A 26,543-nucleotide genomic window follows, 5' to 3' on the forward strand; every position below is an offset into this window, starting at 1 on the left:
CCATCCTTCGAGACGCCCGCCTACGGCGGGCCCTCAGGATGAGGTCGCGTTTTGCAGTGAGATATCAGACCCTCATGGTGAGGAGCCTGCCAAAAGCGGGCGTCTCGAACCATGCAGGTCGAGTTCATTCGGCAACCTCCCGCTGTCATATGCGATAGCCCTGGGGTGATGGGGGACTCTCCGCGAGTCCAACTCTCACAGTGATCGCGGAAGCGGCCCCTCACCCCGACCCTCTCCCCGCAAGGGCGGGGCGAGGGAGCAAGGCAACGTGGCCCCCTTACGCGCCCATCTCGCACTTCTTCATGAAGCTGTTCTTGGCGGCGCCGGCGAGCGGCTTGCCATCGGCGCTGACCGCCTTGGGCGTGCAGGCGTCCGCCTTGCATTTCTTCATGAACGACGCCTTCGCCGCGCCCGCGAGCGCCTTGCCGTCCTTGCCGACCGCCTTGCTCTCGCAAGTGTCGTCCGCAAAAGCCGAGCCCGCTGCAAAGGTGGCAACGATCGCCGCCAGGAAAATCCGCTTCATCATGGGTGTCTCCCTAAACCAAAAATATGGCGGATGGATTGGAGCCGTGAATCGTGGCGCAATCAAGCAGGATGAGCGCCTGCCCATCTGCTCCGTTGCAGATTTTTGAGTGCCCGGTCGACAAAAATCCCTCTGCTTGCTGCACCGCGCGCAGACCGGGCTGCGCAATCCTGCTAGCGTCGGCCCAGCCGAGCTGGAAACGGAGCATCGTGATGGACGCCATGACCCTGAACGTGCCGGAGACCGCCGATCAGCATTCCCACCTCGTGCAGCCTCAGACCATGGCGTGGCAGAAGACGCGCTTCCCGGGCTGCGAAGCCAAGACGCTGCTGTTCGATCGCGGCACCGGATTGATGACAGCCCTGATGCGGTTTGCGCCGGGCGCGGTGCTGCCCGATCACGAGCATGTCGGTATCGAGCAGAGCTATGTGCTGGAAGGCGCGCTGGTTGACAAGGAAGGTCCGGCAAAGGGCCTTGCCTGCAAGGCCGGCGAGTTCATCTGGCGCGACGCGGGCAGCCGCCACGCCGCGTGGTGTCCGGAAGGGGCCTTGATCCTTGCGGTCTTCCAGGTGCCGAACAAGTTCTTTGAAGCCGACGGCCGCGTCGTCGATGCCGCCGGTCAGGATTGGGACGAGGCCTGGGGGCACACCGGGGCGCAGCGGGCCAAGACTTAACAACAAGACTTAACAACAAGACGTAACAAGAGGTAAGCCGGTTCTAGGCCCCCCGTGCGAGCAGCGCCTTGAAGTCGGCGCGCGCACGCTGCGCCTCGGCGCGCGCCACTTCCGATGCATCGCCAAGGCCGAAATAGCCATGGATCAGGCCGGGGCCTTCATGGTGCTTGACGCGGACGCCGGCCGCCTCCAGCGCCCTTGCGTAGGCGGCGCCCTCGTCGCGCAGCGGATCGAACCAGGCGGTGGTCAGAATCGCGGGCGCGACGCCGGCGAGCTCGGCGCGCAGCGGCGAGACCCGCCAGTCGGTGGCGTGGGCGGGATCGGCGAGATAGTGTCCGCAAAACCATTCCATCGTGGCACGCGTGAGAAAGTAACCGTCGGCATTCTCGCTGCGTGACGGAAAGCGGGCATTCTGGCCCGCGTCCGCATAGCTGCCGACAACGTCGGTCACGGGATAGACCAGGAGTTGTGCGGCAAGCCTGATGCCGGCATCGCGGCAGGCGATCGCGGTGGTGGCTGCGAGATTACCGCCGGCGCTGTCGCCGGCAACGCCGAGGCGCTTTGCATCGCCGCCAAATTCCGCGACGCGGTTGAAGATGTCTTTCGTTGCGGCAAAGGCGTCCTCGAAGGCGCCGGGAAAGGGTGTCTCCGGCGGACGGCGATAGTCGACGGAGACGACGACGGCGCCGGTCTCAATCGCGAGGTTGCGGGCCTGCCGGTCGTGGGTTTCGAGATCGCCCGCGACCCAGCCGCCGCCATGGAAGAACACCACGGTCGGCGCGGGCGTGGTGCCGATCCGGTAGACGCGCGCATCGAGCGGCCCGGCGCCGCCTTTCACCTTGATGTCCGCGACGGTGTCGACGGGGGGCGGCGCTATGGCCGCGCGCGCGGCAGCTAGTGCGCGCAAGGAATCGCGCGCGCTCTGTGGCGTCATCGCCGCGGGATCACGCAGCGGCAGCAGCGGAATGATCTGGGCGATGACGGGATCGAGCGGTGCGGCCATGATTGGCTCCTCACGGGGTTCTTGGTCTTGCTTGCGGGTTAGCATAGATTTTGCGCGTCGCATCGGCAACCGCTCGCGTGTTGCCATGCCGGACGAAAGGGCAGGGAGGTCGAACAGGTGGAATTCGAGACGCTGGTGCAGTCGCGCCGCAGTGTGCGCGGTTTCAGGAACGAGCCGGTACCGCGCGCAGTGATCGAGGCGATCATCGAGAGCGCCAAGCGTGCGCCCTCGTCGATGAACACCCAGCCCTGGCACGTCCATGTGCTCACTGGCAGCCCGCTGGAACAGCTGCGCCGCCGCAACATGGAGCAGATGATCGGCGGGGCCAAGGTCAAGCGCGACATCGTCAGCCACGGCGAATACCAGGGCGTGCACCGGACGCGGCAGGTCGACATCGCCAAGAAACTGTTCGGCGCGATGGGGATCGCGCGCGACGACAAGCCGATGCGGCAGGACTGGGTGCTGCGCGGCTTCCGCCAGTTCGACGCACCGGTCTCCCTGGTGCTGACCTACGACCGCGTGCTCGATCCCGGCGCGGTCTGCCATTTCGATCTCGGCGCGCTTTGCTACGGCATCGTGCTCGCGGCCTGGGACCGCGGTCTCGGTTCGGTGATCAACGGGCAGGGCATCATGCGTTCCGACATCGTGCGCGAGGTCGCCGGTATTCCGGAGGAGGAGGTGATCATGACCTGCGTCGCGATGGGCTATCCCGACGACGGCTTTGCCGCGAACGCCGTCCGCTCGGATCGCGAGGGCAACGACGATTTCGTTCGCTACGTCGGCTTTGCCGATTAGCACGACGCGAAGCAGATTATTCTCTCAACGATATTTTTGCTGCGGACTCCTCACACCCTCTTGCAATCTCGATCGTGCGGGAGGAACAATAAGCGGACTGAGAGGTTTGTTGCTGGCGCGAGGGAATTGACATGCGGCGGCTGGCTAGCCTGGTGCGACGGTTCTTCGGTCCGCGAGTGCGGCACCCGATCGATGATGATCCAAGTCTTCCTTTCACGGCCGAAGAGTTGAGCAGGCTCATCCGCAGCGGCAGACGCGAGGACATGAAGCTGCTTGCGGAAGGGCTGGCCTGCCGCTCCATTCCGCACCGCGCCAAATACCGGGCCACGCACTAGGTTCGTGCTTCGACGCGTTTTTCTTACGCGAACCGGTATCCGCTTCTTCCGCCTCGCTCGAAAACGCCATGAGCCATTAGCGACAGGTTTGATGGGCTCACCGCGTGAGCGCGACCTGCTTGAACGAGGCGACCAGAGCCTTCTCCAGCTTTCCATTCATTCCGCAGAGAATGTTGTAGGCCTCCGGGCGCGGCATCGTCGGCTTGTAATGCCTGTGCTCGATCAGGGCCGCGAAGATGTCCGAGATCGTCAGGATGCGCACGATATCGCCGATGCTGTCGGCGCACAGCGCATCCGGATACCCGCTGCCGTCGAGAAATTCGTGATGATGCCGCACGGCGTCGAGGATCTCCGGCGAGATATTGTCGTGGCCTTTCAGAAAATCGTACCCCGCCGCCGGGTGAGTCGCGATGATGGCACGTTCCTCCGGCTCGAGACGGCCGGGCTTGTCGAGGATGGCAAGCGGGATCCGGGCCTTGCCGATGTCGTGGAACATGGCCGCCGTATACAAGCGCTCCAGATCGAGCCTGCCGACGCCGAGGCTCAAGCCGAAGTCGATGGCGACGCCGGTGACGAGCAGGCAATGCTGATAGGTTCCCTCGTGATGGCGCCGCACCGTCGCGAGCCATTCCGACAGGCCGTGCTGGGTGATGCGATCGGCGATCTGGCGGCCGGCTTTCCTGGCGCCGTCGACGTCGACCGGCTGCCCCAACGTCACCGAGGTGAACATCGAGGCGATGGCGGTCGCCGCGGTCTCGACTGCGTTGTCTGATTGCGCGCCCTCGCTTTGCGAGGCGGACGCCGGATCTGCCCGATCGGACAGCGCCGCCAGCAATTTGCCGCGGTTGACCGGCCCGGGAAGGACGAGTGTCGCGCCGAGGGCGTAGGCCTGCGAAATGCTGATGTGAGAGGTGTGGTCGAGCAGGAAGATGCGCTTCTTCGCCTTTGCCAGCTTGCCGGCCCGCTTCTTGATGGCTGCGATAGTGTCGACGTCGCGCAGCTCTGCGCGGATGACGATGGCGAACGGCGCTTGTGACAGCCTGGGATCGGCGTCCAGCCGTTCGCCCGCAACGGTGAATTTCTCTTCGACGATCGAGCACACGCCCGCCAGCTTGTCGGACGTGTCGGCCAGCACATGAACGAATGGGCGGGCCGCTTCCCGGTCTCGGATGCCGGCGTCGCGCTTGACTGGGCTTGGGAGGGTTCGCGCGTTCTGCACGGTTCGACCTGGACTTTCCTGGAGTTCAATTCGTGGGAGGAATTCCCCAGCCTATTTGCTCTGAACCGAGCTTTGCGCTGCCGCCGCCGGTCCCCCTGCCGGTTTCTTCCTGTCGTCCGCGGTGATGAAGCGCACGCCGGCCGTGGTGCCGTCGATCCAGACCAGTTCGCAGCGCCGGTAGGCGAGCCCGGTCGACGACAGCAGCAGGAAGAATTCCTTGGCCTGGAGCACGTCGAGCGTGCCCTCGACCTCGACCTTGGCGCCGCTTTGCGAGATGTCGAGCAGAACGCAAGCGCGTCGCCACGTGCCGTCCGAGCCCATCAGATTGACGGGCTGCTTGTGGTCCATTTTCACGCGCAGCGCTTTGCGGCCATCGAACCTCATCGGCTAGCTCCCATTTTCGCGCGGCGATTTCCCGGATCGCTCGTGTTGGCGCTTGCTGCGATTTCGCCCCATCGCACCGTCCATTGGCTGGTGGATAGAAGCAGCGTCTCGAAGATCAGTTGCGCGCGTTCGCGCTGGGCATAGGAGAGCCTTGCCCCGCTGCGGTTGCTCAGGATGGCAAGCGTGGTCTGCCAGTTCAGCCGCGAGGCCCGGCAGGCCATGACCAGGCCCTCGCAATCGTCGTCGGCCATGACGTGCTCGACGATTTCGAGCGGCGCCCCCGAAAGCACCGACAGCGCCGTGAACAAATTGGCCGTCTCGCCGCGGATCGCAAACCGGTTCACCGTGGAATCGTTCAGCTTGCCGATGCGGTTGAGGGCGACGATCTCGGGCCTTGCGCTGGCGTAGTCGGCCCGGCAAGGCTGCTTCGGCGGAGCCGGCTCGGCGTCCTGCGCCGGCGACGCGGAGGATGGGCTGGGCGTGGCCGGGGCCTTGCGGCCTGGCGAGGCGGAGAGCAGCTTGCGCACGACCGGGTCGGGCGTGCCGGGCCGGAGCGCCAGCGCCTTCGCGATCTCGCCATCCTGGTCGGCTTTGGCAATGAGCGCGGCATAGGCTGCATCCGAGAATTTGGTTCCCGGGTTCCTGATCAGGTCAAGGCAGATCGGGCCGCCGTGCCTGATCAGCGCCTCGGTCACGGCCGGCGCGACGTCGCTGCGCGCGGCGATCGCGCGTCGTTGCCGCTCGCCGCAGCCGTCGGCGACAGCCTCGAGATCGGCTGCGGAAAGTGCCTGCGATTTCAGCAGCACGGGGCATGCGACGTCGGGATCGTCGTGCAAGGCGAGGCGCCGCAATGTTTCCGGAGGTGCCACAGTAAGCTCGGCGAGCGCCGTGCTGAGCCGCACCAGTGCGCTGGCCTCGACCCGCTCGGTCAATCGGAGCAGAACACCGTCGATCACGTTGGCGAGCAATTCCCGGGATTGGTCGCGGCTGCCAGTGAGCAACTGCACCATGCCGGAGAGTATGCGTCCGCAACGGTCCGGCGGGCAGGTTGCGACCGCCTTTTCCAGGTCAGCGAGAATATCAGCAGGCGAATTTGCCATCATGGCAGGGGGCCTGACTTATAATTAATTTGGACTATCGAACTGCGCCTATTCCACCTGACAGACATTAATTTGAAATTTGGATTGTGCTCGTCCATGTATAAAATCACCGGTGGCACGCGGTAAACGCTATCGAAATTTGGCGAGATTTGACGCGCCGCCTTGTCCTCGGACTTCGAGGCTCGCCAACTGGTCGGTATGGGTTAGAGTGATTCCTTCGGTTTCAGGGGACACCGCAGAGGGGGAAACCGGACCGGCATCGTCGCCGGACGTGCGTTTTTTGCGACGCGAAGTTTCACATTGCCATGAACAGAAGTGATGACGCGCCAGCGTTGGCGCCAAAGGTATTTCGTTTCTCCGACGTCGATGAATTTCGAAATGCCATACGGGGCCTGGATTTCGAGTTCACCCCGTTCGTGCGGAAGATTTCGGCAGAGCAGACCATTCTGTCGTTGCCCGGCTGCGACGTGAATTTGACGCGGGCATTTCCGCGGGTCGTCGATGCACAGCTGGTCGAGAATTGCACCGCGATCGGATTCACGATGGACGACCTCGACGTGCCGGTCCGGTTCAACGGTACGCAGCGTGCGCGGCCCGTCGTCGTCATCGGCAGCGGCGGCGCCGCTTACACCACCATCGAGGAAGTGCAACGGCAAATCGCCTCGGTGGTGTTCAGGCCGGAAGTGACCGATCGCGGCTGGCCACAGGCGGCCCTCAGCTTCAAGATCTTCGAAACGACCGCCGCGGGCTTGAACCGGCTCCGTGGTGTGGTTCGGGAGGTGCTGGCCGCCGCGTCGGAGCCGGTCGACGGGCCAGACGTGCCGTTGAAGGCGGCCGCCATGAAGGAGACCCTGCTCGGCGCCGTCGACGACATTTTTCAAAGCGTCGTGCCCGCGCGATGGACCCTGCGCCCCAATGACGAGCGGAACTTCAAGATCTTTCAGGACATCCGCGCGCTTCTCTCCGACGACCTCTCGCAGCCCATCTACAGCGAGGAGATCGCGCGCAAGCTCGGCCTGTCCGTCCGCACCTTGCATGACGTCGTCCGGCGCTATCGCGGCATGAGCCTGCACCGTTACTTGCGCCTGCGCCGGCTGTGGCTGGTGCGCCGGCGGCTGCTCGCCGGTGCCGACAGCGTCAAGGCCGTCGCGCTGGCGTTCGGTTTCTGGCATCTCAGCGACTTCTCCGGAAGCTATCGCGACCAGTTCGGCGAGACACCGTCGCAAACGCTCGAGCGCGGACGGCGAGCTTAGCGCGTCAAAACGTCGAGTCCGGTTTCCTGACTCGTGCTAGACTGCCGCCATGAGCAATCGCATCCTCGTCCTCTACGGTTCCTACCGTTCCGACCGCATGGGCATTCGCCTTGCGAATTTCGTCATCGATCGCCTGCGCCAGCGCGGCGAGGATGTCGAGTTCATCGACGCCAAGGCGATCGGCCTGCCGATGCTCGACCGCATGTACAAGGAATATCCCAAGGGGGCCGCGCCCGAGTCGCTGGAGAAGCTGGCCGGACAGATCCGCGGCGCGGACGGGTTCGTCTTCGTCACCGGCGAGTACAATTGGGGCATCCAGCCCGGCCTGAAGAACCTCACCGATCATTTCCTGGAGGAGTGGTTCTGGCGGCCGGCCGCGATCGTCAGCTACTCGGCCGGCCGGCTGTCCGGCGCGCGCGCTTCGACCGCCTGGCACGGCACGTTGTCGGAGATGGGCATGGTGGTGGTGTCGAGCACGATCGGCGTCGGCCCGATCGCGCAGACATTGTCGGAAGCGAGCGAGCCGATCGGCGAGGGCGGCAAGGCGCTCGAGCGCTCGTTCCCGCGCTTTGCCGATGATCTTGCGTGGTGGATCGAGGCCGCCAAGGCCCAGCGGGCGCGCAAGGCGCCGCCGTACTAACCCGCCTAAGCCGCCCTGACTTCGCCGAGGAAGCGGTCGAACTGGCCGGCGAGGTCGCGCGATTGGGTCGAGAGCTGCTCGGCCGCGCCCAGCACCTCCCGCGCGGCAGCTCCCGTGTCGTCGGCGGCGCGCTGCACCCCCGATATGTTGGTGTTGACCTCCTGGGTGCCGCGCGCGGCCTCCTGGACGCTGCGTGAAATCTCCTTGGTCGCCGAGCCCTGTTGCTCGATCGCAGCCGCGATCGCGGTGCCGATCTGGTCGATCTCGCCGATGACGTCGGCGACGTTGCGGATCGCGGTCACGGTCTCGTCGCTCGCGGCCTGGATCGCCGAAATCTGCTCGGATATCTCGGTGGTGGCCTTGGCGGTCTGGCCCGCCAGCGACTTCACTTCGGAAGCAACCACCGCAAAGCCGCGGCCGGCGTCGCCTGCGCGGGCGGCTTCGATCGTGGCATTGAGAGCGAGAAGATTGGTCTGCTCGGCAATGCTCTGGATCAGCGTGACGACGTCGCCGATCCTCTGCGCGCCCTCGGCGAGCGCGCGCGCTGTGTCGCCGGTGCGGCGGGCATTGTCGACGGCGCGGGCCGCGATTTCTGTGCTTTGTGCGACCTGACGGCCGATCTCGGAGATCGAGGAGGTCAGCTCCTCGGTGGCGCTGGCGACGGTCTGCACGTTGGTCGAGGTCTGCTCGGAGGCGGCCGCGACGATTGCGGCCTGGCTGTTGGTCTGGGCCGCCGTCGTCGTCATCGACTGCGCCGTGCTCTCCATCGTGGAGGAGGCTTGCGACAGTCCGCCGACGAGTTCGGTGACCTTGGCTTCGAACGCGCGGGTGAGCCCGTCGAGGGCCTGGGCGCGCCGCATCTTGCCGTCGTTCTCGGCCTGCTTCTCGGCCGCGAGACGGTCGGCCCGGATCATGTTGTCCTTGAACACCTGGACGGCCGCGGCCATCGCGCCGATCTCGTCGGAGCGCTCGGCGCCGGGGATCGTTTCGGCAACCTCGCCATCGGCCAGCCGCGACATCCGGGTCGTCAGGCTGACGATCGGGGCGCAGACGCGGCGGCGGACCATCATGATGAGGCCGGCGCTGGCGATCAGCACGGCGAGCAGACCCACGAGTGCGATCGTGAAGCTGGTGTGGGCGGCCGAGGAGGCACCGGCGAGGACAAGCTCGGCATTGTCGTAGAATGCGTCGCGGACCTCGATGATGGTGCTGAGGCCGCGTTGCGTGGCGGCGTAATAGGTGTCCATGTCGTGTTCGTACTTGCCGCTGACCGCACCGTCTTTCACCAGCTTGAGCTCGCGGCCGAACTCCTCGATATAGATCGCGTTGAACTTCTCCAGTGCAGCGGCGACGTTCGCCGGCGTTGTGGAGTTGCCGCGCAACTCCAGCAGCGCCATCACGATCTGATCGTTGCGGCCCTGCGAGCGGCTGATCTCGGCCTTCTCGGTGTCAGTCGCCGGTTTCTTGCCCCCGACCAGATTCTTGTGCAGGCTTGAGTTGAAGCCGCCCACGTCGCGCAACGTCATCGCGATGTTGGCGTAGCTGGCCTGCCGGTAGGCATCGCCGTTGAGGATCGCCATGCGGCGGACCTGCTCGTTGAGCAGCGCGGTCACGCTAGCGTTGAGCACGGCGTTGTCGCCGACGATCTTCTTGACCGCGTCCTTGCGCGCCTCCACGGGTCCCGCCATCGCCTTGTCGATGGCCTCGCGCAGCGCGGTGAACTTCGAATTGATGGCGTCGATGTTGGCGCCGATGGTGTTGCCGTCATCGAACGGGCCGGGCAGGTCCTTGCGCAGCGCATTCATCCTGTCGCGCGCGCCGTCGGTCTGCTTGCGCAGCTTGTCATGCTCGGCGAGCTGCGCCGGGTCGGCCGTCGCGGGGCCATAGAGGATGTTGGTGGCAAAGCCGCGCTCGGGGTTGAGGTAGCGCGGGATGTCGCTGGCGGCGCGGACGATCGCGAGCCGCCCCTGGGCTTCGGTGATCCGCTCCATCGTCTGGTATTTCGTCACGGCGACGTAGACGGCGAGGCCTCCGCCCACGGTCGAGAGCGAGACGATGGCGGTGGTCAGGAGCGTACCGATTTTCATGATCTGTCCGGCAATTGGCGCGGGGAGAATTATTTTGCTCGGACGATAGGCAGGCGATGTTAATCCCGGGTTTACGCTGGTGGCCGTCGGCGGCTGCGATCACTTGGCCTTTCGGTCAAGGGCAGCGAGGAGATCGAGCGTTGCTTGGTCGGGCTCGCCCGAAAAACATCGGGCGAGCGCCTCGTCGAAAACGGGCTGATCGGACACCGCGCCGAACAGCGTCATCGAGGAGCGGAATTTGGCGTCATCGGGCGCGCCGAGGATCGCGTTGATGGTCCGGCCCTCGACGGCGAGCACGAGGCGGGTGCATTCGATCAGGCGCGGACCGAGCACGGGGTGGGCGAGGTAGGCCTTGGCTTCGGCGCGGGAGGCGATGGCGTAGCGCTGCGACATGGCGCTGAAGCCGAGGCCGGCGAGCTGCGGGAAGACGAACCACATCCAGTGGCTCTGCTTCCGGCCCCGGGTCAGCTCGCCCTGGACATCGCGATAGACCGGGTCCTGGGCCCGGACAAAGCGTTTGAGATCGAAAGCATCGGTCATTAGATACCTTGCGGGATGCGTTGGGACGCTTGGGATGCCTTGAGATGGCTTGGAATGCCTTTGGGCTGCCGTTTCGGCCGCGATTATGCCTAACTTTTGGCTCCCAATGTGGTAGCTGGTATAGAGTCTCCGGGTGGGGGTGGGTCCCCCGGGGGTCGATTTGGGGATCTGATGGTTTCCGACGCCGCACAAGCCGAGAGGCTGTTGTCGCGCCGCCGTATCGGGCGGGCCGAGACGATTTTGCTGTCTCTGGCCGCTGTTGCGCTGGCGCTGGGCGCGGCTGCCTGGTTCGCGGATATCGGCGATTCGACCCCGCTCGTCTCTGCCGCGCTGCCGCCGACCAATGCTCCCTCGTTCGAGGACCGTTTCGCCTCCGCATCCGGCGGCCCGCCGGCTCGCGAGTTCGGCCTGCGGACGCTGGAGCGCTCCGCTCTGAGCGCGGTCCAGCTCAAGCTGCGCGATGCCAAGGCGATGCTGGCCCAGAAACTCCAGGGCGACGACTGGCGCTCGACCCTGACCGATGGTGACCGGTCCGCAGTTGACGAGAGGCGACCGTCGCAACACGCCGACGCCGTCCCGATGCCGCGCTCGCGCCCGGCCCAGGCGGACATCTCCGCCCAGATCGCCTCCAGCCAGGCTTATGCGGAGACCAATCCCAGGGTCGACAACCGCAACTTCTTCGAAAAATTCACCGACAAGATCAGGCTGGCCTCGCTGACGCCCGACAGCGGCCTGTTCGGCAAGGCGCCGGATCTCGCCGCCCTCGGCTACGATTCGCGCACGGCGGTCTACGACATCAAGGCGAAGGCGCTCTACCTGCCGAGCGGCATCGCGCTGGAAGCGCATTCGGGCATGGGCGCGCTGATGGACGACCCCGAGCATGTCGACCAGCGCATGGTCGGTGCGACCCCGCCCGCGACCTACGACCTCAAGCCGCGCGAAAAGCTGTTCCACGGCATTCGCGCACTGCGCCTGACGCCGACCGAGGGCACCAGCGCGCTCGGCCGCGTCGGCCTGCTCACCCACAATTACATGCTGGGGCCGCGCGGCGATTCCAATGGCTGCGTCTCGATCAAGGACTATGATCGCTTCCTCAAGTCCTGGGACAATGGCGAGTTCAATCGCCTGGTCGTGGTGCCGAGCCTGAGCGGATTGGCGACCGCCTCGCAGCGCGCGAGCACCGACTCCTGACATTGGCTCCTGATATCTGCCTGCCACGGCGGGGGGCTGCCGTTTTCCCTTCGTTAAGCCGTCATCGTCCAGAAGCAGCCCATGAGTGATCCCCAAAGTTCAGAGACCCCGCTGCGTACCACGTTCAAGATCAAGCTGAACGGCGACACGCTGGCGATCGCGACCGTCGGCCAGGCCTATCAATTCCTCACCAACTTCAAGTCGGTCGAGTGGATGGAATTCCGCTCTTTGCATGAAGACGCGGTCGCTGCGCTGGAAGGCGCTGCAGATAACGCCATCCTCGTGGTGCAGGCGACCAACGCCGTGCGTGCGCTGTTCGTGAGCGCCAAGCTGCTCTGAGCGGCCCGCCCTTTCCATCTCGTTCTCGATGCACTCGGGCATGCGGCGCGCGGCAGAACCGCGCGCCGTGCTTGTTGTTGGGCTCGTCAGCGAGCCTGCAGGCGATCAGTGCCTGTCGTCTCCGCGGCCGTCGTCATCGTCATGGAAGTTGTGGTCGCCACCCGGCTTGAAGCCGGGGTCGATGCAGGCAAAATTGCCGGCGTCGTTGGTCATGCCGCTGCCCTTGTAGGCGGCGATCTTCGGATAGACGCACAGCGGCCGAGTGCCGCCGGTCGGGAAGTTCGTGGCGATCCGCGGATCGAAAATTCCGCCGGCCGGATAGGGCGATGCAGCGTTGGTGTTGGTCGCCACGATGCGTTCCGGGGCGATGTCTTTCTCGACCCAGTCCGTGATGGCCTTGAGCTCGTTCCCGGCGAAGCTCGTGGTGGCCGCGCCGCCGCCGCAATGGGCCATGTTCGGCACCATGAACAGCCGTGCGAAATCGGTCGCGCGCCCGCTCATGTGCCTGTCCATGTTGCGGTACCAGCGGGCGATGGCGGCACCGGAGAAGATGCCGTCATTGACGGAGGAGGAGATGATCAGCTTGCCGCCGTGCGCCCTGAACGGACGCAGGTCGGTCGACACCGCAGCCATGAAGTCCATCGCGCTTTCGGGGTAGGCCGCCGTCCTGGTGAAGATCTTCGGCGCATCGGTGTCGAAGTTGAAGCGGAACACGAAGGCCTCCTGGCCGTTCGGCCCGTTGACCGGCGTCACCACGGGCGGCGTCTGGAAGATCATCGGGATCGCGCCTGCGCCGAGCGTCAGGTTGATCGCGGTGTTGACGCCCGGCACCGGTGCGGTGACGACGTTCCAGAATCCCCAGCCCGCGCCGGGTGCGGTAGGCGGCGTCCAGATTCCGGCATCCCAGAACCAGTTCGAATAGAGCCGCTGTCCCTTCGAGTTGACCGGCCCGGCATAGATCTTCTTCAGCGCGTCGACTTGCGCGCCGGTCAGGCAGGTGCCGCCATGCGGCGTGCTGCCGTGCGAGCCGGTGCCGCAGGTGTAACTGGCGAGCGCCGGATACACCTTTCTGGCGGTGCAGGCGTGATAATTGTCGATGATCCCGTCAACGAGACCATCGAGTGCGTCGCAGGCGCTCAGGATCGCGGCCGAGGCCACCTGGAGATCCTGCTGCGGAAACGTGTCGGGAATGAACGGCTGTCCGTTGATGTCGGTGCTGGTTGACAGCTTGCCGAGCACCTGCTCGTTCCAGGCCTCCGCCAGCCCGGCCTGCGGCAGGTTGAAGCCGGGATTTTGCGAAATCACGCCGTCGAACAGCCAGGGCGATCGCTGCGAGGCGACCATCGCATCACGACCGCCGTTCGAGCATCCCATGATGTAGGAATGGACGGTCTCGAAGCCGTAGAAATAGGCGATGATCTGCTTCGAGATCGTGGCGGTCTTCTCGATGCCGTTGTAGCCGTAGTCCCTGCGCGCCTGGGCGTCGATCGCGAAATGTGCCGAGCCGCCGGCATTGGCATCGTCGTCCTGATGGCCGCCGACGACGTTGTTGGCGCTGTCTTCGTGACCGCCGTCATCGGCCGCGACGGCCCAGCCCTGGCCGAGCTCGATGCCGGCGGCGCCTTGCGGGTCCGCCTGGAGGCTGCCATCGGTGCCGCCGCCGCCCATCATCTCGAAACGGCCGTGCCAGGTATTGGGCAGATTGAGCGCGAAGCCGATCCCGTAGGTGAAGTGGTCGGGGTCCTGGGTGGAGACTCGCTTGTTGATGATGCCGATCACGTTGCAATAACCCGATTTCTGGGTCGCGCTCAGGATCTGCGTGTTCGGCAATGTGAGGCCGGTCAGGGCCGTGCAGGACGAGCGCGGGGCCACGCCGCCCGGCGGCAGTCCGTGCGCGATTGCCTGCGGGCCAAGCGCCGTCCAACCGGCCACGATCGTCGAGGCGAGAAGTAATCGTTTCATGCAGTGCCCTCCCAGTTTGATGATGTTGAACTGCGCTCGTCCACGCGGCATCGCGCGGCGCCAGCCCTGAAGGCGGGCCTCGCCGCGGCTGCAAGCGATGTCGCTGTCGATTGAGATGTCGGGATCGTCGAAAGGTCGCGGAACGCCGCCATGCGGTGCAAAAGGCAACGCGCGGGCAAGGCGGCCTCTCGCCGCGATGCGCCACGGCATCCGGATCGTTGCCCATCCCTGATGCGGCACGGACGTTTGCTCCCCTTGAAGCCTGCTCGAGCGATGGCAGGTTTTCCGGATCCTTAAGCGAGCGATGTTGTCGTGTCAACATGACGCAGCACGCGAGTTCGCCGTGCAACCTGTCGTAGAAGCTGTAACGCCAAGGCCGATGCCGCCCTGCTTTCCGAGCCGGGACGACTGGGCTAGACTCGTCCATCGAATCCCGGGACATCCTGGGCTGATGCCGCTGCGCCGGCGTGTGAAAGACGGTCGTCGATGGAGCGGGAAAAGGCTGGCGTCAGGAAGCGATCCGCCAAGGCAGCGCAACGCAGGGCAGCTGTCGTCAAGCCGTCGCGATCCGCGCCGCGTTCTGCCGCGCCGGCAAAGCCGGGCCGGCCAAGGCTGCTGGCGTCGGCCGATCTGTCCAATTCGCTCGGCTATCGCATCAGGCGGGCCCAGCTCTGGGTGTTCAAGGATGTCAGCCGGCGGCTCGCCGCCTTCGACATCAGCCCGGCGCAGTTCTCAGTGCTGTCGGTGATCGAGGCCAATCCGGGCGTCAACCAGCTCGCCATCGCGCAATCGCTGTCGATCGAGCGGGCGGGGCTCGGGCGGCTGGTCGATCATCTGGAGCGGCGCGGCCTGGTGCAGCGTTCGGCCTCCGCCATCAACCGTCGCTACTATGTGCTGTACCTGACGGAGAGCGGCGCCGCGCTTCTCGGCCGGCTGCGGCCCGAGATCGCCGAAAGCGAGAAGGCCCTCGCGGCCAAGATCGGGCTTGGCGCATTCAAGCAATTGCAGCGGGCGCTGTCGATCTTCCTTCAGGATGCCTGAGCCATCGTTGGCGTCCGCCGCGATCCCGTGATGTCCCTCGCAGCTTGAACTCGGCTCCAGGAACGGCGAGCTCGTCCCCGGTTTGCAGGCGCTCGATGCCGTCAGCGCGGCCTCCGTCAGCGCTTCTTCGGCTCTGCGCAGCAACGCTGGCGCGTTGCAGCGCGTCCGGGACACGAGCGGCACCAACCAGCCCACCCCCACGTAACGCCGTGGAGAAATTAACCGGCCATTAACCATATCGGCGGCATCGTTAACCATTCAATAACAGGGAACGAGTCGGCCGCTATGGAGGCTGCAGCAAAAATCCAACGCCAGATGGTGCGCCTGCGGGGGCGCTCCTATGTGGCCTTCGTGTTCGTGCCGACGGTTCCGATCCAGGACTGGCTTGCGGAAATCGACGCCACCATCGCACGCTCGCCTGGCTTCTTCGTCGGCCGGCCCGTGGTGATCGACCTGTCCTCGGTCGATCTCAGCCAGTCCGGTATCGGCCATCTGCTTACCAGCCTGCAGGACCGCAACATCCGCGTGCTCGGCATCGAGGGCGTGGAGGAGGGCCGGCTGACCCCGATGATGCCGCCGCTGCTCTCCGGCGGACGGAGCTGCGTCGTGGAACCGACCGCGCCCAAGAAGGCCGAGGCCAAGACGGACGCCAAGCCGACCTCGCTCCTGCTCGAGAACCCCGTGCGCTCGGGCCAGACCGTGATCTTTCCGGAAGGCGACGTCACCATTCTCGGCTCCGTCGGCTCCGGCGCCGAGGTCGTCGCCGGCGGCTCCATTCACATCTACGGCGCGTTGCGCGGCCGCGCCATGGCGGGCGTGAACGGTCACACGAGCGCACGCATCTATTGCCAGAAGATCGAGGCCGAACTGCTTGCAATCGATGGGTTTTACCAGACCGCCGACGACATCGACGCCGCCCTGCGCGGCCGCCCTGCCCAGGCCTGGCTGCAGGGCAACACCATGCGAATTACCGCGCTGAACTGACCAGAAGGAGATATTCGAGATGGCCAAGGTACTGGTCGTGACATCAGGCAAGGGCGGGGTCGGCAAGACCACGACGACCGCCGCGCTGGGAGCTGCGCTGGCGCAACGCGGCGACAAGGTGGTCGTCGTCGATTTCGACGTAGGCTTGCGCAACCTCGACCTCGTGATGGGCGCCGAACGCCGTGTCGTGTTCGACCTCATCAATGTGGTTCAGGGCGTTGCAAAGCTCCCGCAGGCGCTGATCAAGGACAAGCGGCTGGAGAACCTCTGGCTGCTGCCGGCCTCGCAAACCCGCGACAAGGACGCGCTGACGGAAGAGGGCGTCGGCAAAGTCATCGCCGATCTGCGCAGCCGTTTCGACTGGGTGATCTGCGACAGCCCGGCCGGCATCGAGCGCGGCGCCTCCATGGCGATGCGCTTTGCCGACGAGGCCGTGATCGTCACCAATCCCGAGGTCTCCTCGGTGCGCGATTCCGACCGCATCATCGGCATGCTCGATTCCAAGACCGTGCGGGCCGAGAAGGGCGAGCGCGTCGAGAAGCACATTCTCATCACGCGCTACGATCCCTCGCGCGCCGCGCGCGGCGAGATGCTGACCATCGAGGACATCCTCGAAATCCTGGCAACGCCTCTGCTCGGCATCATCCCGGAGAGCCAGGACGTGCTGCGCGCCTCCAACGTCGGCACGCCGGTGACGCTGTCGAACGCGGAAGGCGCGCCGGCGCGGGCCTATATCGACGCGGCGCGGCGGCTGTGCGGCGACACCGTGCCGATGCAGGTCCCGACCGAACGCAAGGGCTTCATGGATCGCCTGCTGCGACGGAGGGCAGCATGAGCATGGGTCTGCTTCGGCTTCTCCGCGGCAACAAGGCCTCTGCACCCGTCGCACGTGAACGGCTGCAGATCCTGCTTGCCCATGAACGCGGATTGCGCGGCCAGCCCGACCTGCTCGGCGTGCTGCGTGAGGAAATTCTCGCGGTCGTCTCCAGGCACGTCACGCTGGACCCGACCAAGGTCATCGTCCGGCTCGATCGCGGCGACGAGGTCTCGACCCTCGAGGTCGATATCGAGGTCCCCAACGATTTCGAGCGCAAGCGCGCGGCGGTCGGGTAGGGGATCCGGCCGGCGCCGTCAGATTTGGGGTGGGTGAGAGGGCGGTCCGCTGGGCATAGCGGGCCGCCTTCGTCGTTTGAGCGGTTCGAGTTGCCGAGGACTGCGGATGTGATCGGCACCGGGCGGAACGGGGACAACGGCGAAATCGTTGTCAGAGAGCAGCGGAGCGCCGAGCCGGGCGCCGCGGTTTCCTCAAACGGGAGAGCGCTCATGATGTCCGAGGTCCAGGTCCACACCGTCGCGCGGCAGATGCTGGAACAGCATGGTTTTGCAGCGATCGCGAAGGCCGCCGAGCAGGCGAGAGCCTGCGAGGACCGCGGCGAGGCCGATGAGGCCAAGGAGTGGCGTCACATTGCCGACGCCATGAAGATCATGCGCGGCCCTGCCCAAAGCTGATCGGGATCAGCTCCGTCCGGTCTCATCCTTGAGCATGTCGAGGACACGGCTTGCCAGCGCCTCGACCACGAAGGGCTTTGTCAGCACCTGCATGTCCGGGGCGAGCTGACCGTTGCCGATGATAGCGTTCTCGGCATAGCCGGTGATGAACAGCACTTTAAGCGCGTGCCGCGTCGTGCGCGCGGCATCCGCGAGCTGGCGGCCGTTCATGCCTCCAGGCAGACCGACATCGGTGATGAGCAGATCGATGGTGGCGCCCGACTGCAGGATGTTCAGGCCGGCCGGGCCGTCATGCGCCTCGAGCACGTTGAAGCCGATCTCCTCCATCGCATCCGTCAGCAGCATGCGGATCGCCGGCTCGTCGTCGACGATCAGGATAGTGTGGCCTGCTTGCGGGCGCGCCGTGATTCTGGCGGCCAGCTGCGGCGGCTTGTCGGACTCCTTGCCATAATGCCGCGGCAGATAGAGGCACATGGTCGTGCCCTGGCCGACTTCGGAATAGATCCGGACCTGGCCTCCTGATTGGCGTACGAAACCGTAGACCATGGACAGCCCGAGGCCGGTGCCCCGGCCGATCGGCTTGGTCGTGAAGAACGGATCGAAGGCGCGCGCGATGACATCAGGCGTCATGCCCGTTCCGGTATCGGTGACGCAGAGCGAGATGTACTGACCGGGCTCCAGATCGCGTTCGCCGGCGCTGTGGTCGTCGAGCCAGCGGTTGGCGGTCTCGATCGTGAGCCGGCCGCCCCCCGGCATCGCGTCGCGGGCGTTGATGCAGAGGTTGAGGAGGGCGTTTTCGAGCTGAGACGCGTCGATCAGCGTCGGCCACAAACCGCCGGCGGTGACGACCTCCACCGCGATCTCCGGGCCGGCCGTGCGGCGGATCAGCTCTTCCATGCCCATCACGAGGCGGTTCAAATCCGTCGGCGTGGGATCGAGCGTCTGCCGCCGCGAGAAGGCCAGCAGCCGGTGCGTCAGCGCGGCGGCGCGCTTGGCGGCGCCTTGCGCCACCGTCACATAGCGGTCGATATCCTTGACCCGGCCCTGGCCGAGCCGGGTCTGCAACAATTCCAGCGAGCCGATGATCCCTGTGAGGAGATTGTTGAAGTCGTGGGCGATGCCGCCGGTGAGCTGGCCCACCGCCTCCATTTTCTGCGACTGCCGCAGCGCTTCCTCGGCTTCGCGAAGGCGCTCCTGCTCCTTCAGGCGATCGGTGACGTCATAGGAGAACTGGTAGGCGCCAAGCAGCCGGCCGTTGCCGTCGCGCAGGCAATTGAACCGCATCTCGTAGAAGCGGCGGGTCCGCCCGGGCTTGCCGAACGCGGCGATCTCGATGAATGCCTCTCCCCCGAGGGCTCTCGCCCAGACGGCGCGAGCCGCGTCGCGATGCTCGGGTTGACCTTCAAGCAGCTCCAGCATGTTGTCACCAACCTTCGGCAAGATGCCGTAGATGCGGTGAAATTCCCGGGCAGACGCGCCGTTGATGGCTAGCCAGCGGAAGGCGGGATCAACAACCTGGACGAAGGCATCGGTGCCCTCGACGAGGTCGGCCATCAGCTTGCGCTCGGCGAGCGCCGCGACCACGCGCGCTTCCAGCGTCTCGTTGAGCTGCTGCAAGTCCCGCTCGGCGCGCTTGCGGGCCGTGATGTCCTGGAACAGCACGGCGACCTGCTTGCGGCTGGCTGGCTCGACACGAAAGGCCGCCAGTTCGAGGTAGCGGCCGGTGGCGATAAGCTCCCGTTCGAAGCGGATCGGCTGGCCGGTCCTCAGCACGCCCCCGTAGAGCTCGATCCAGCCGTCGGCCTCGCCGGGGACCATCTCGCGGACCTTCTGGCCGACCACGTCGGGAATGCCGGCGTGCTTGGTGTAGGCGGGGTTGGCCTCGACGTGGACGTAGTCGCTGAGCGGGCCGTGGGGACCATCGAAGAACTCGATGATGCAAAAACCTTCGTCGATCGAGTTGAACAACGTCCAGTAACGCCCCTCGCTCTCGGCCAGCGCGGATTCCGCCTTGCGACGCCCGGTCTGGTCGGCCACCCCGAGCGCCCTGAGGCGTGCGTTTTCGTCCTCGAGCGCCTTGAGACGGCGTTGCAGGTCTTCCAGTTCGGTCGAAGCCACAGACGCTTGCAGGGTTTGGTTTTCCAGGGGCCGCTCCTTGGCCCTGCCCACGGTATTTTAGCGGGCACTCCCACCGCAGCAAGCCGCCGGCTCAACGCGATTGGAACCCGGAAGTTCCGCCTCCATGGGTGGCTCAGCGCTCGCCCTGATCAGAGCTTTGCGTGCCGGACTTGTGCTGCGTCTGCGGCTGGCCGCGCTCACCCGTCTCCTGGCAGGGGAGCTGCTCCCACGAGCCGTCCGGCGCCTGCTGATAGGCGCTGCACGATGACGATGACGTCGATTTGTCCTCGCCCTTCTGGGCGTTGGAATTCTTCGCCACCGCCGGAGCAGTCAGCGCGGCGCTGGTCGCGAGAGCACCGGCGAAAACAAGATAGGCAATCCGCATGGGGGTCTCCTGTTCAACGAGAAACGCATGCTGGCGAGGATTGTGACCATTGTTTGCCGCGGCTTCGGTGTCGTCGCGGCGTGCTTAATGCGGCGAAAGCGGGCGCTAGCCGCCCTTGCTGCGGATCAGGCCGGCGAGGTTGGTCTTCTGGGCCTCGCACCAGCTTGGCATGCCAAGGCGGCGTTGGTTGAGGTCGGTCGCCTGGGTGGCCACCGCGACCTCAGCCATCAAATCGTCGTCCTGCTTCTCGCCCATCTTGCCGCCGGTGTGCATCCAGGCGATCGCCTTGCGCACCTTCTCGGTGGTGCCGTCGGGCAGGTGCATCTGCTCCGCCTTCTGAACCAGATCCTGGTAGACGACATCCGTGCCGGGACATTCGACCTTGGCGGCGAAGGCCTGCAAGACCAACGTGACATAGGTCGAACGTGGATGGTCGGCCGCTTGGGCCGGCGCCGCCAGCAGCAACAGGGCCGTCATCAGAAAACCGGTGCGCATCCTTGGTACCTCCCCAGATTTTTGGGAAAGCTAGCGGCTGGCGCGCGGCTCCGCAATGGGGATGGCGTGCAGCTGCGAAGGCGGCCCGGCAACCTGGCGCATGATCGGTTCTGAAGCGTTTTCTTCACGCGAACCGGTATACACTTCGCTCGAAAACGCTCTAGCGTTGCCAGGCCGGCACGGGATCGAGCGGCGTGCGATAAACCTCGTTCTGATCGCGATCGGTGACGCGCACCGCGCAACCCTTCCGTTGCAGCTCGGGCTTCACCTGAGACAGCTCGGTGGCCAGTTGAACGGCACGATCGGAGGCGACCTCGATGTCCTCGAGGATGATACCGCCCTGATTCTTGAACTCTTCACCAACCACGAGATCGAAGGAGTAGTAGGGCATCCGATTTCCCCGGTGTGACGAGTTGAGCTTCGGCGGAAGTCTCAACACATGTCGGATGGTACCACTGAGTCGATATCTATCGAATGAACGGATCGCGCAATCTCTGTGCTTATGGCGCAGAAATGATGTGCAGCATTCGAGTGCGTTAAGTTTTTATTAAATATGTCGGCGTGATCATGAGGCATGGAATTGCAGCAGAACCGGGCTCCGGGAACCGGCAGCTGCAAGAGAAGGCCGCCGGCATAGATCCCGACGGCCTTTTCTCTTGATGGAAGACGATCGAAGCATCGCCTCCCGTAGTCACCCGGACTCCACGCATCACATCGAGTCGGACAGCTTGCGCGATGTCGCGACAGCGACGCTGCGTTGACGCTTGCTCTAGCGCAGCGGCATCGGCGGGCGCACGACAGGTCCGTCGTCATCGGCAACGGCCTGCGTCGTGGCAACGGGAGCGGCCGGCGGCGGGACTGCGGCAGCCTGTGAAGGCGGCGGCGGAGCTGCGGGCGGCGCGGGCGAATGAGCCGGCATGTAGGTTTGCGACACGACCGGCTTCGGTTTGCGAACCGCAGGCCGCGGCGGCAGCGCGGATACGCGCGCATGCGGATCGACCGGCGGCTTCGCCTCGGCCATCGGCTTCGGCACTGGCTTTGCCAACTCGCGCGCCATCTGCTCCTGTCCGGCCTTCAGCTCGGCGATGTTGGCCTTGAGGGCTTCGATCTGCTGCGCCATCGCGGCAAGATCCCGCGTCATCGATTGCACCGACTGCGTGGCATCGCCCTGTGCTGCAGCAGGCGCGGCTGCCGCAAGCTGAGCCGCAGGTGGGCTCGCAGATTGATCGGTCGCTTGATCCGTTGCGGCTTGCTCGGTGGGAGGTGCGGCCTGTGCGGCGGCGACGGGCGCCGTCTGCGATGTCGCGGGCAGCAGCGAGGCCAATGCCGGCGTCCATTCGGCGAGCAACTGCTTTGCGGTATCGCCGTGCTTCTCCCAAGCCACGGTGGCGGCCGCGCTGCCGCCTGCGAACAGAAACGTGACGAACGCGCCGCGCAGCCATTTTCGCGCGGAGGATCGCTTCTGCCGGCTGTGACCATCACTGGCCGCGGCGCGCACGGCGGTGTCGACCGAGGGCACCGCCGCGTGCGGCTCCGCGGCGGAGCTGAACTTCGTCTCCGGATGAAGTATGGGCTCCGCTGCGAATTTGAGATCGATCCTGGGATCAATCCTGGGCTCCGGACGGACCGCGATGTCAGGCGCGAGCGCGGGCGCGGCGCCGATGGTGCGCGAGGCCAGCACCATGTCGGGCGATATCTGAACCGCGTCGTGCGGGTCGTTGTCCTTGACCGTGTCCTTCACGATCTCATCGACGATTTGCCTGGAGTTCAGCGTCGCGAGCATCGCAGCTCCTTGGTTTTGAAGTCCTGGTCGTCCGCATTGGCGCGAGCCGATCTGTTGAGGTGAGCCCATCCGAACCTGATGAGCCTGGCGCGATGTCGCACGAGTCCAGCCGGGTTTGACCAAAGCAAGGCGAGGGGATGGAGATGATGCGACGCTCTTCCGCGGTTTGTGGTGATGGAACCCGGCCTGCCGAACACGCGCAATTGTTCCCCAGTGCCTTGTTTTCAGCACGATTTTGGCAGCAACTGGTGATGCTGGGGGCGCTGCTATCCGCTATCGGGGGGCCGGCGGTGCCAAGATTTCTACTCGCTTTGTTCGTCGTCGCCTTGCTGCCGCTGGGCGGCTGCATGCAGACGACGCTTTCGCCATCGACCGACGCGAGCATGACGGCGCGCGACCGGCAGTTGCTGGCGCACACGCCTTACGCGCAGGCGAATGTGCCCGAGCAATATCTCCGCCATATCGTCGATTATCCGCGCAAGGAACAGCCGGGCACGATCCTGGTCGATACCGATGCGCGCTACCTCTATTTCGTGCTTCCCGATGGCAAGGCGATCCGTTATGGCGTCGCGGTTGGCGAGGAAGCCATGGCCTTCTCCGGGGTCGCGCGGGTCGGCCGTCTGGCTGAATGGCCGGACTGGGTTCCGACGGCGGACATCCAGGCGCGGCTCGGACCCTATCCGGCGCGCGTCGCCGGAGGTCCCGCCAATCCGCTGGGCGCGCGGGGCATCTATCTCTATACCGGCAACAAGGACACGCTCTACCGCATCCACGGCACCAACCAGCCGGAATATATCGGGCAGGCGATTTCGTCCGGGTGCATCCGGATGCGCAACGAGGACGTGATCGACCTCTATGACCGGGTGAAGCTCAATTCGACCGTCGTGGTGTTGCCGCCCGGACAGAACGCGCAGGTCGAGGCGAGACCCAGCTGGCGCGGGTAAGCGTAGTGGAGTCGCGCCCTAATTCTCAGGACGTGCGATGCGCCACTGAAGCGTCGTGGCGTTGCCGTTGGCCTCGCCCGGCGCCTTGTCGGCCGGGGAGGTGTAGAGCGGGCGATAGCGGTAGGCCCACATCTTGCTGCCGTCGTTGCGGCTGATCACGGTGAAGTCGCCGATGGCCTTGGCGTCGGCCGTTGCGGGCAGCGGCACCCAGCTCTCGACGCACTTGCCGTTGCAGTTCGACGTCTTGCCGGTGGTGTCGCGCTCGTAATAGTAGAGCGTCATGCCCTTGAGGTCGACGAGCGTGGGACCCTGCTTGGTCAGGACGACCTTCGCCGGGGCGGTCGTTGCCTCGGGCTTCGGCGGAGGAGGGGCATCGCCGCCGCCATGGCCGTTCGCGAGCGCAGGAACGGTCGAGAGCGCGATGGCCGCCGCCGCAATGAGGAACCTGAACATCCATTACTCCCGAACGGCAAAGTTAATCGCGCGTTAAACGCAAAATTTGGCCGACCGTAGCAGCAGAAGGTTAGTTCCAGGTTTCGCGGGCCTGCGACAATTACGGATGGCAAGGCCTGGATGATCAAGGCTTGGATTATGCCTGCATCTCGCGCAGCGGGGCGCGGCTGAGCTCGTTGCCGGCAGCGATGGCCTTGCGCAACAGCCGCATCAGCTCCTCGCCTTCCTTCGCGCTGAGGCCGCGCAGCATGACGCGTTGCGCGGATTCGACGGCCGGCGTGATCCTGCGCAGGGTGCGTTTGCCCTCGTCGGTGATCTCGAGCGCGCGGGCACGGCGGTCGCGGCTTGAGGCGCGGCGCTCCGCGAGCCCCTTCTGCACGAGGCGGTCGATCACGCCGGTGATCGTGGTGCGGTCGTAGGCGATCAGGCCCGCCAGCGTCACCTGGTCGAGCCCCGGATTGGCCTTGATGGTCGCGAGCGCGGCGTATTGCACCGGCGTGAGGTCGAAGCCGGCATCTCCGACCTCGGCCAGGAAGACCGCCACCGCGATCTGCTGAAACCGGCGCGCCAGATGCCCGGGCATGTCGTTGGGGTCGCTCACCGAATTCTCCTCGAGGCAGGGAGGGGGCGTCATTATTGACAAGTATACTGATAGTCAGCATACTGAGCAATATCAAGGCAAGACGCTAATGGGAGAGGTGCTGATGCAATTCCATCTCAATGGATTTCAGCCGGGCGATCCTGAAATCGCCGATCCCGCCGCGCGCGTTCCGGACTCGGGCGCAGCGGGCGCCGTGCCTGAAGAGGTCGATGTCCTCATCGTCGGCTGCGGCCCTGCGGGCCTGACGCTCGCTGCGCAGCTTGCGCAATTCCCCGAGATCAAGACCTGCATCGTCGAGCAGAAGCCGGGACGCCTGCTGGTCGGGCAGGCCGACGGCGTCGCCTGCCGCACCATGGAGATGTTCCACGCCTATGGCTTCAGCGAGCGCGTGCTGAAGGAGGCTTGCTGGGTCAACGAGACGACGTTCTGGAAGCCCGACGAGCGCACGCCGGAAAACATCGTCCGCAGTGGCCGGGTGCAGGACGTCGAGGACGGGCTGTCGGAATTCCCGCACGTCATTCTCAACCAGGCGCGCATTCATGACGGTTTTCTCGACACCATGCGCAAATCGCCGGCCGGGCTCGAACCCCATTACAGTCGCCGCCTGCTCGACCTCGAGGTCGATCCGGCCGCGGGGCCTGCCGATCATGCCGTGACGGTGCGGCTCGAACGGATCGATGCCGGAAACGAGGGCAAGATCGAGACGGTCAAGGCGCGCTATGTCGTCGGCTGTGACGGCGCACGCAGCACGGTGCGCAAATCGATCGGCCGCGAGCTGCACGGCGATTCCGCCAACCACGCCTGGGGCGTGATGGACGTGCTGGCGGTGACCGATTTCCCGGACATCCGCTTCAAGGCCCTGATCCAGTCGGCGAAGGACGGCAGCCTGCTGATCATTCCGCGCGAAGGCGGCTACATGGTCCGCATCTATGTGGAGCTTGCAAAACTCGACGTCGGCGAGCGCGTCGCCAACCGCAACATCACCGCCGCCGACGTGATTGCGAGAGCGCAACGGGTATTGAAGCCGCATACGCTGGAGGTGAAGGAAATCGCTTGGTGGTCGGTCTACGAGATCGGCCAGCGCCTGACCGACAAGTTCGACGACGTGCCGGAGGCCGAGATCGCGACGCGTCTGCCGCGCATCTTCATCGCCGGCGATGCCTGCCATACCCACAGTCCGAAGGCGGGGCAGGGCATGAACGTCTCGATGCAGGACGCGTTCAATCTCGGCTGGAAGCTCGCTGCCGTCCTCCGCAAGCAGTGTGCACCGGGTCTCTTGCACTCCTACTCGGCGGAGCGCCAGGCGGTTGCGAAGGAGCTGATCGATTTCGACCGCGAATGGGCGGGAATCCTTGCGTCCGCCGCCAAGGCCGGCGGCGCCGATGCCGCCAGGACCCAGGACTATTTCGTCAGGCACGGTCGCTACACCGCGGGCACGGCGACGCATTATCGCGCGTCGGCTCTCACCGGCGCGACGTCCCACCAGCATCTGGCGCACGGCTACGTCATCGGAACGCGCTTCCATTCCGCGCCGGTGATCCGGCTTGCCGACGCCAAGCCGGTGCATCTCGGTCACGCAGCGCAGGCCGATGGTCGCTTCCGCATCTACGCGTTTTCGCCCGCGGAAAATCCGGCAGCACCGGGCTCGGCCATTCGTGCCTTGTGCGACTTCCTCAGCGACGCCGGGCAATCGCCGGTGAAGCGCTATACGCCCGTTGGCGCCGACGTCGACAGCGTGATCGACCTGCGCGCGGTCTTCCAGCAGGATCATCGCGAACTCGCCGTCGAGGCGATGCCGTCGCTGCTGCTGCCGCGCAAAGGCCGCTACGGCTTGATCGACTACGAGAAGATGTTCTGCCCGGATATCAAGAATGGTCACGACGTTTTCGCCATGCGTGGCATCGACCGCAAGGCGGGTTGCGTGGTCGTGGTGCGGCCGGATCAGTATGTCGCGAGCGTGTTGCCGCTCGACGATTTTGCTGCACTTGCTGCGTACTTCGACGGGTTCATGCGGCAGGTGGACTGACAGCGGTCTTTGCGCGCTGTCTTGCGCGCCGCGCCGATGAACGGCGAATGAATATTGAACCGCGCGCGGCCTCCGTTTCGATCTTTCGGCGGATAAGTCCATCCCCGGCGGAACGCCTGTTCCGCTGGCGCGTTCCGACTCCAACGAGGAGGACTTCGC

General features: G+C 65.3%; 29 protein-coding genes. 13 read left to right on the plus strand and 16 right to left on the minus strand.

Annotated elements, in window-relative coordinates; translation table 11 throughout:
- Window positions 1-277: 277 nt before the first annotated feature.
- Together NR187_RS24790 and NR187_RS24795 are read right to left on the minus strand one after the other, a co-directional pair.
- A complete protein-coding gene (locus NR187_RS24790; protein WP_256807964.1) occupies window positions 278-526 on the minus strand; it encodes a hypothetical protein in 249 nt (82 codons plus the stop codon).
- A gap of 10 nt (window positions 527-536) precedes the next feature.
- Window positions 537-746 (minus strand): hypothetical protein, encoded by a 210-nt coding sequence (locus NR187_RS24795; RefSeq protein WP_211385508.1) that lies wholly within the window; start codon window positions 744-746, stop codon window positions 537-539.
- On the opposite strand from NR187_RS24795, the gene NR187_RS24800 reads away from it, so the two are divergent.
- Window positions 736-1,197 (plus strand): cupin domain-containing protein, encoded by a 462-nt coding sequence (locus NR187_RS24800; RefSeq protein WP_211385509.1) that lies wholly within the window; start codon window positions 736-738, stop codon window positions 1,195-1,197. The genes NR187_RS24795 and NR187_RS24800 overlap by 11 nt on opposite strands.
- A gap of 43 nt (window positions 1,198-1,240) precedes the next feature.
- Here the strand turns inward: NR187_RS24800 and NR187_RS24805 are convergent, their stop codons facing one another.
- Window positions 1,241-2,200 (minus strand): alpha/beta hydrolase, encoded by a 960-nt coding sequence (locus NR187_RS24805; RefSeq protein WP_256807968.1) that lies wholly within the window; start codon window positions 2,198-2,200, stop codon window positions 1,241-1,243.
- A gap of 117 nt (window positions 2,201-2,317) precedes the next feature.
- On the opposite strand from NR187_RS24805, the gene NR187_RS24810 reads away from it, so the two are divergent.
- Window positions 2,318-2,995: a nitroreductase gene (locus NR187_RS24810; protein ID WP_256807969.1), complete on the plus strand. Its 678-nt coding sequence runs from the start codon at window positions 2,318-2,320 to the stop codon at window positions 2,993-2,995.
- Between the two features lie 432 nt (window positions 2,996-3,427).
- On the opposite strand, the gene NR187_RS24815 is transcribed toward NR187_RS24810, so the two are convergent.
- The 3 genes from NR187_RS24815 to NR187_RS24825 are packed head-to-tail and all read right to left on the minus strand — an operon-like array spanning window position 3,428 to window position 6,036.
- Window positions 3,428-4,549, minus strand: coding sequence for an HD-GYP domain-containing protein (locus tag NR187_RS24815; protein WP_256807971.1), 1,122 nt, complete (start codon window positions 4,547-4,549; stop codon window positions 3,428-3,430).
- A gap of 51 nt (window positions 4,550-4,600) precedes the next feature.
- Complete coding sequence (locus NR187_RS24820) at window positions 4,601-4,933, minus strand: PilZ domain-containing protein (RefSeq protein WP_211385514.1); 333 nt, start codon at window positions 4,931-4,933, stop codon at window positions 4,601-4,603.
- Window positions 4,930-6,036, minus strand: a complete 1,107-nt coding sequence (locus NR187_RS24825; protein WP_256807972.1) for a DUF2336 domain-containing protein — start codon at window positions 6,034-6,036, stop codon at window positions 4,930-4,932. Before NR187_RS24825 ends, NR187_RS24820 begins: the two co-directional genes overlap by 4 nt.
- A gap of 302 nt (window positions 6,037-6,338) precedes the next feature.
- Between NR187_RS24825 and NR187_RS24830 the strand changes: the two genes are divergently transcribed.
- On the plus strand, window positions 6,339-7,286 hold the full coding sequence (locus tag NR187_RS24830; protein ID WP_256807974.1) for an AraC family transcriptional regulator: 948 nt from the start codon (window positions 6,339-6,341) through the stop codon (window positions 7,284-7,286).
- Window positions 7,287-7,335: 49 nt separating this feature from the next.
- Entirely contained in the window at window positions 7,336-7,926 is a 591-nt protein-coding gene (locus tag NR187_RS24835; RefSeq protein ID WP_211385517.1) for an NADPH-dependent FMN reductase, read from the plus strand.
- A 5-nt stretch (window positions 7,927-7,931) separates the two neighbouring features.
- On the opposite strand, the gene NR187_RS24840 is transcribed toward NR187_RS24835, so the two are convergent.
- Window positions 7,932-10,013 carry a methyl-accepting chemotaxis protein gene (locus tag NR187_RS24840; RefSeq protein ID WP_256807976.1) on the minus strand — a complete coding sequence of 694 codons (2,082 nt, stop codon included), beginning with the start codon at window positions 10,011-10,013 and terminating at the stop codon, window positions 7,932-7,934.
- A gap of 99 nt (window positions 10,014-10,112) precedes the next feature.
- Window positions 10,113-10,553, minus strand: coding sequence for a DUF1810 domain-containing protein (locus NR187_RS24845; RefSeq protein WP_256807977.1), 441 nt, complete (start codon window positions 10,551-10,553; stop codon window positions 10,113-10,115).
- 240 nt (window positions 10,554-10,793) lie between these two features.
- Between NR187_RS24845 and NR187_RS24850 the strand changes: the two genes are divergently transcribed.
- Both NR187_RS24850 and NR187_RS24855 read left to right on the plus strand, forming a co-directional pair.
- Complete coding sequence (locus NR187_RS24850) at window positions 10,794-11,744, plus strand: DUF2778 domain-containing protein (RefSeq protein ID WP_256808144.1); 951 nt, start codon at window positions 10,794-10,796, stop codon at window positions 11,742-11,744.
- Window positions 11,745-11,825: 81 nt separating this feature from the next.
- Complete coding sequence (locus NR187_RS24855; protein WP_211385520.1) at window positions 11,826-12,083, plus strand: hypothetical protein; 258 nt, start codon at window positions 11,826-11,828, stop codon at window positions 12,081-12,083.
- Window positions 12,084-12,188: 105 nt separating this feature from the next.
- Here NR187_RS24855 and NR187_RS24860 read toward each other — a convergent pair whose 3' ends face one another.
- Window positions 12,189-14,045 (minus strand): tannase/feruloyl esterase family alpha/beta hydrolase, encoded by a 1,857-nt coding sequence (locus NR187_RS24860; RefSeq protein WP_211385521.1) that lies wholly within the window; start codon window positions 14,043-14,045, stop codon window positions 12,189-12,191.
- A 486-nt stretch (window positions 14,046-14,531) separates the two neighbouring features.
- Here NR187_RS24860 and NR187_RS24865 point away from each other — a divergent pair, with 486 nt between their 5' ends.
- The 5 genes from NR187_RS24865 to NR187_RS24885 all read left to right on the plus strand — a co-directional run bounded on the left by NR187_RS24865 (window position 14,532) and on the right by NR187_RS24885 (window position 17,579).
- On the plus strand, window positions 14,532-15,086 hold the full coding sequence (locus NR187_RS24865) for a MarR family winged helix-turn-helix transcriptional regulator (RefSeq protein ID WP_211385522.1): 555 nt from the start codon (window positions 14,532-14,534) through the stop codon (window positions 15,084-15,086).
- Window positions 15,087-15,371: 285 nt separating this feature from the next.
- On the plus strand, window positions 15,372-16,070 hold the full coding sequence (gene minC, locus NR187_RS24870) for a septum site-determining protein MinC (RefSeq protein ID WP_256807979.1): 699 nt from the start codon (window positions 15,372-15,374) through the stop codon (window positions 16,068-16,070).
- Window positions 16,071-16,089: 19 nt separating this feature from the next.
- Window positions 16,090-16,905: a septum site-determining protein MinD gene (gene minD, locus NR187_RS24875; RefSeq protein WP_211385524.1), complete on the plus strand. Its 816-nt coding sequence runs from the start codon at window positions 16,090-16,092 to the stop codon at window positions 16,903-16,905.
- Window positions 16,902-17,183 carry a cell division topological specificity factor MinE gene (minE, locus tag NR187_RS24880; protein ID WP_211385525.1) on the plus strand — a complete coding sequence of 94 codons (282 nt, stop codon included), beginning with the start codon at window positions 16,902-16,904 and terminating at the stop codon, window positions 17,181-17,183. The genes minD and minE overlap by 4 nt, the downstream gene beginning before the upstream one ends.
- Window positions 17,184-17,393: 210 nt before the next feature.
- The gene (locus NR187_RS24885; RefSeq protein WP_211385526.1) at window positions 17,394-17,579 is read left to right on the plus strand and encodes a hypothetical protein; all 186 of its coding nucleotides are present in this window, start codon (window positions 17,394-17,396) and stop codon (window positions 17,577-17,579) included.
- A 6-nt stretch (window positions 17,580-17,585) separates the two neighbouring features.
- On the opposite strand, the gene NR187_RS24890 is transcribed toward NR187_RS24885, so the two are convergent.
- The 5 genes from NR187_RS24890 to NR187_RS24910 all read right to left on the minus strand — a co-directional run bounded on the left by NR187_RS24890 (window position 17,586) and on the right by NR187_RS24910 (window position 22,360).
- Window positions 17,586-19,697, minus strand: coding sequence for an ATP-binding protein (locus NR187_RS24890; RefSeq protein WP_256807981.1), 2,112 nt, complete (start codon window positions 19,695-19,697; stop codon window positions 17,586-17,588).
- 133 nt (window positions 19,698-19,830) lie between these two features.
- Window positions 19,831-20,082, minus strand: a complete 252-nt coding sequence (locus NR187_RS24895) for a hypothetical protein (protein ID WP_211385528.1) — start codon at window positions 20,080-20,082, stop codon at window positions 19,831-19,833.
- Window positions 20,083-20,187: 105 nt separating this feature from the next.
- Window positions 20,188-20,577, minus strand: coding sequence for a hypothetical protein (locus NR187_RS24900; RefSeq protein ID WP_256807982.1), 390 nt, complete (start codon window positions 20,575-20,577; stop codon window positions 20,188-20,190).
- A 160-nt stretch (window positions 20,578-20,737) separates the two neighbouring features.
- The gene (locus NR187_RS24905) at window positions 20,738-20,968 is read right to left on the minus strand and encodes a hypothetical protein (RefSeq protein ID WP_211385530.1); all 231 of its coding nucleotides are present in this window, start codon (window positions 20,966-20,968) and stop codon (window positions 20,738-20,740) included.
- A gap of 378 nt (window positions 20,969-21,346) precedes the next feature.
- Window positions 21,347-22,360 carry a hypothetical protein gene (locus tag NR187_RS24910; RefSeq protein ID WP_256807983.1) on the minus strand — a complete coding sequence of 338 codons (1,014 nt, stop codon included), beginning with the start codon at window positions 22,358-22,360 and terminating at the stop codon, window positions 21,347-21,349.
- A 290-nt stretch (window positions 22,361-22,650) separates the two neighbouring features.
- Here NR187_RS24910 and NR187_RS24915 point away from each other — a divergent pair, with 290 nt between their 5' ends.
- Window positions 22,651-23,304 carry a L,D-transpeptidase gene (locus NR187_RS24915; protein ID WP_211385532.1) on the plus strand — a complete coding sequence of 218 codons (654 nt, stop codon included), beginning with the start codon at window positions 22,651-22,653 and terminating at the stop codon, window positions 23,302-23,304.
- An 18-nt stretch (window positions 23,305-23,322) separates the two neighbouring features.
- On the opposite strand, the gene NR187_RS24920 is transcribed toward NR187_RS24915, so the two are convergent.
- Window positions 23,323-23,757: a hypothetical protein gene (locus NR187_RS24920; protein ID WP_211385533.1), complete on the minus strand. Its 435-nt coding sequence runs from the start codon at window positions 23,755-23,757 to the stop codon at window positions 23,323-23,325.
- A gap of 136 nt (window positions 23,758-23,893) precedes the next feature.
- Window positions 23,894-24,358, minus strand: a complete 465-nt coding sequence (locus NR187_RS24925) for a MarR family winged helix-turn-helix transcriptional regulator (protein ID WP_211385534.1) — start codon at window positions 24,356-24,358, stop codon at window positions 23,894-23,896.
- Window positions 24,359-24,461: 103 nt separating this feature from the next.
- On the opposite strand from NR187_RS24925, the gene NR187_RS24930 reads away from it, so the two are divergent.
- The gene (locus tag NR187_RS24930; protein ID WP_256807984.1) at window positions 24,462-26,384 is read left to right on the plus strand and encodes an FAD-binding monooxygenase; all 1,923 of its coding nucleotides are present in this window, start codon (window positions 24,462-24,464) and stop codon (window positions 26,382-26,384) included.
- Window positions 26,385-26,543 lie beyond the last annotated feature (159 nt).

This window comes from Bradyrhizobium sp. Bra64 (assembly GCF_024519875.1).
In the GTDB taxonomy this organism is placed as follows: domain Bacteria; phylum Pseudomonadota; class Alphaproteobacteria; order Rhizobiales; family Xanthobacteraceae; genus Bradyrhizobium; species Bradyrhizobium japonicum_G.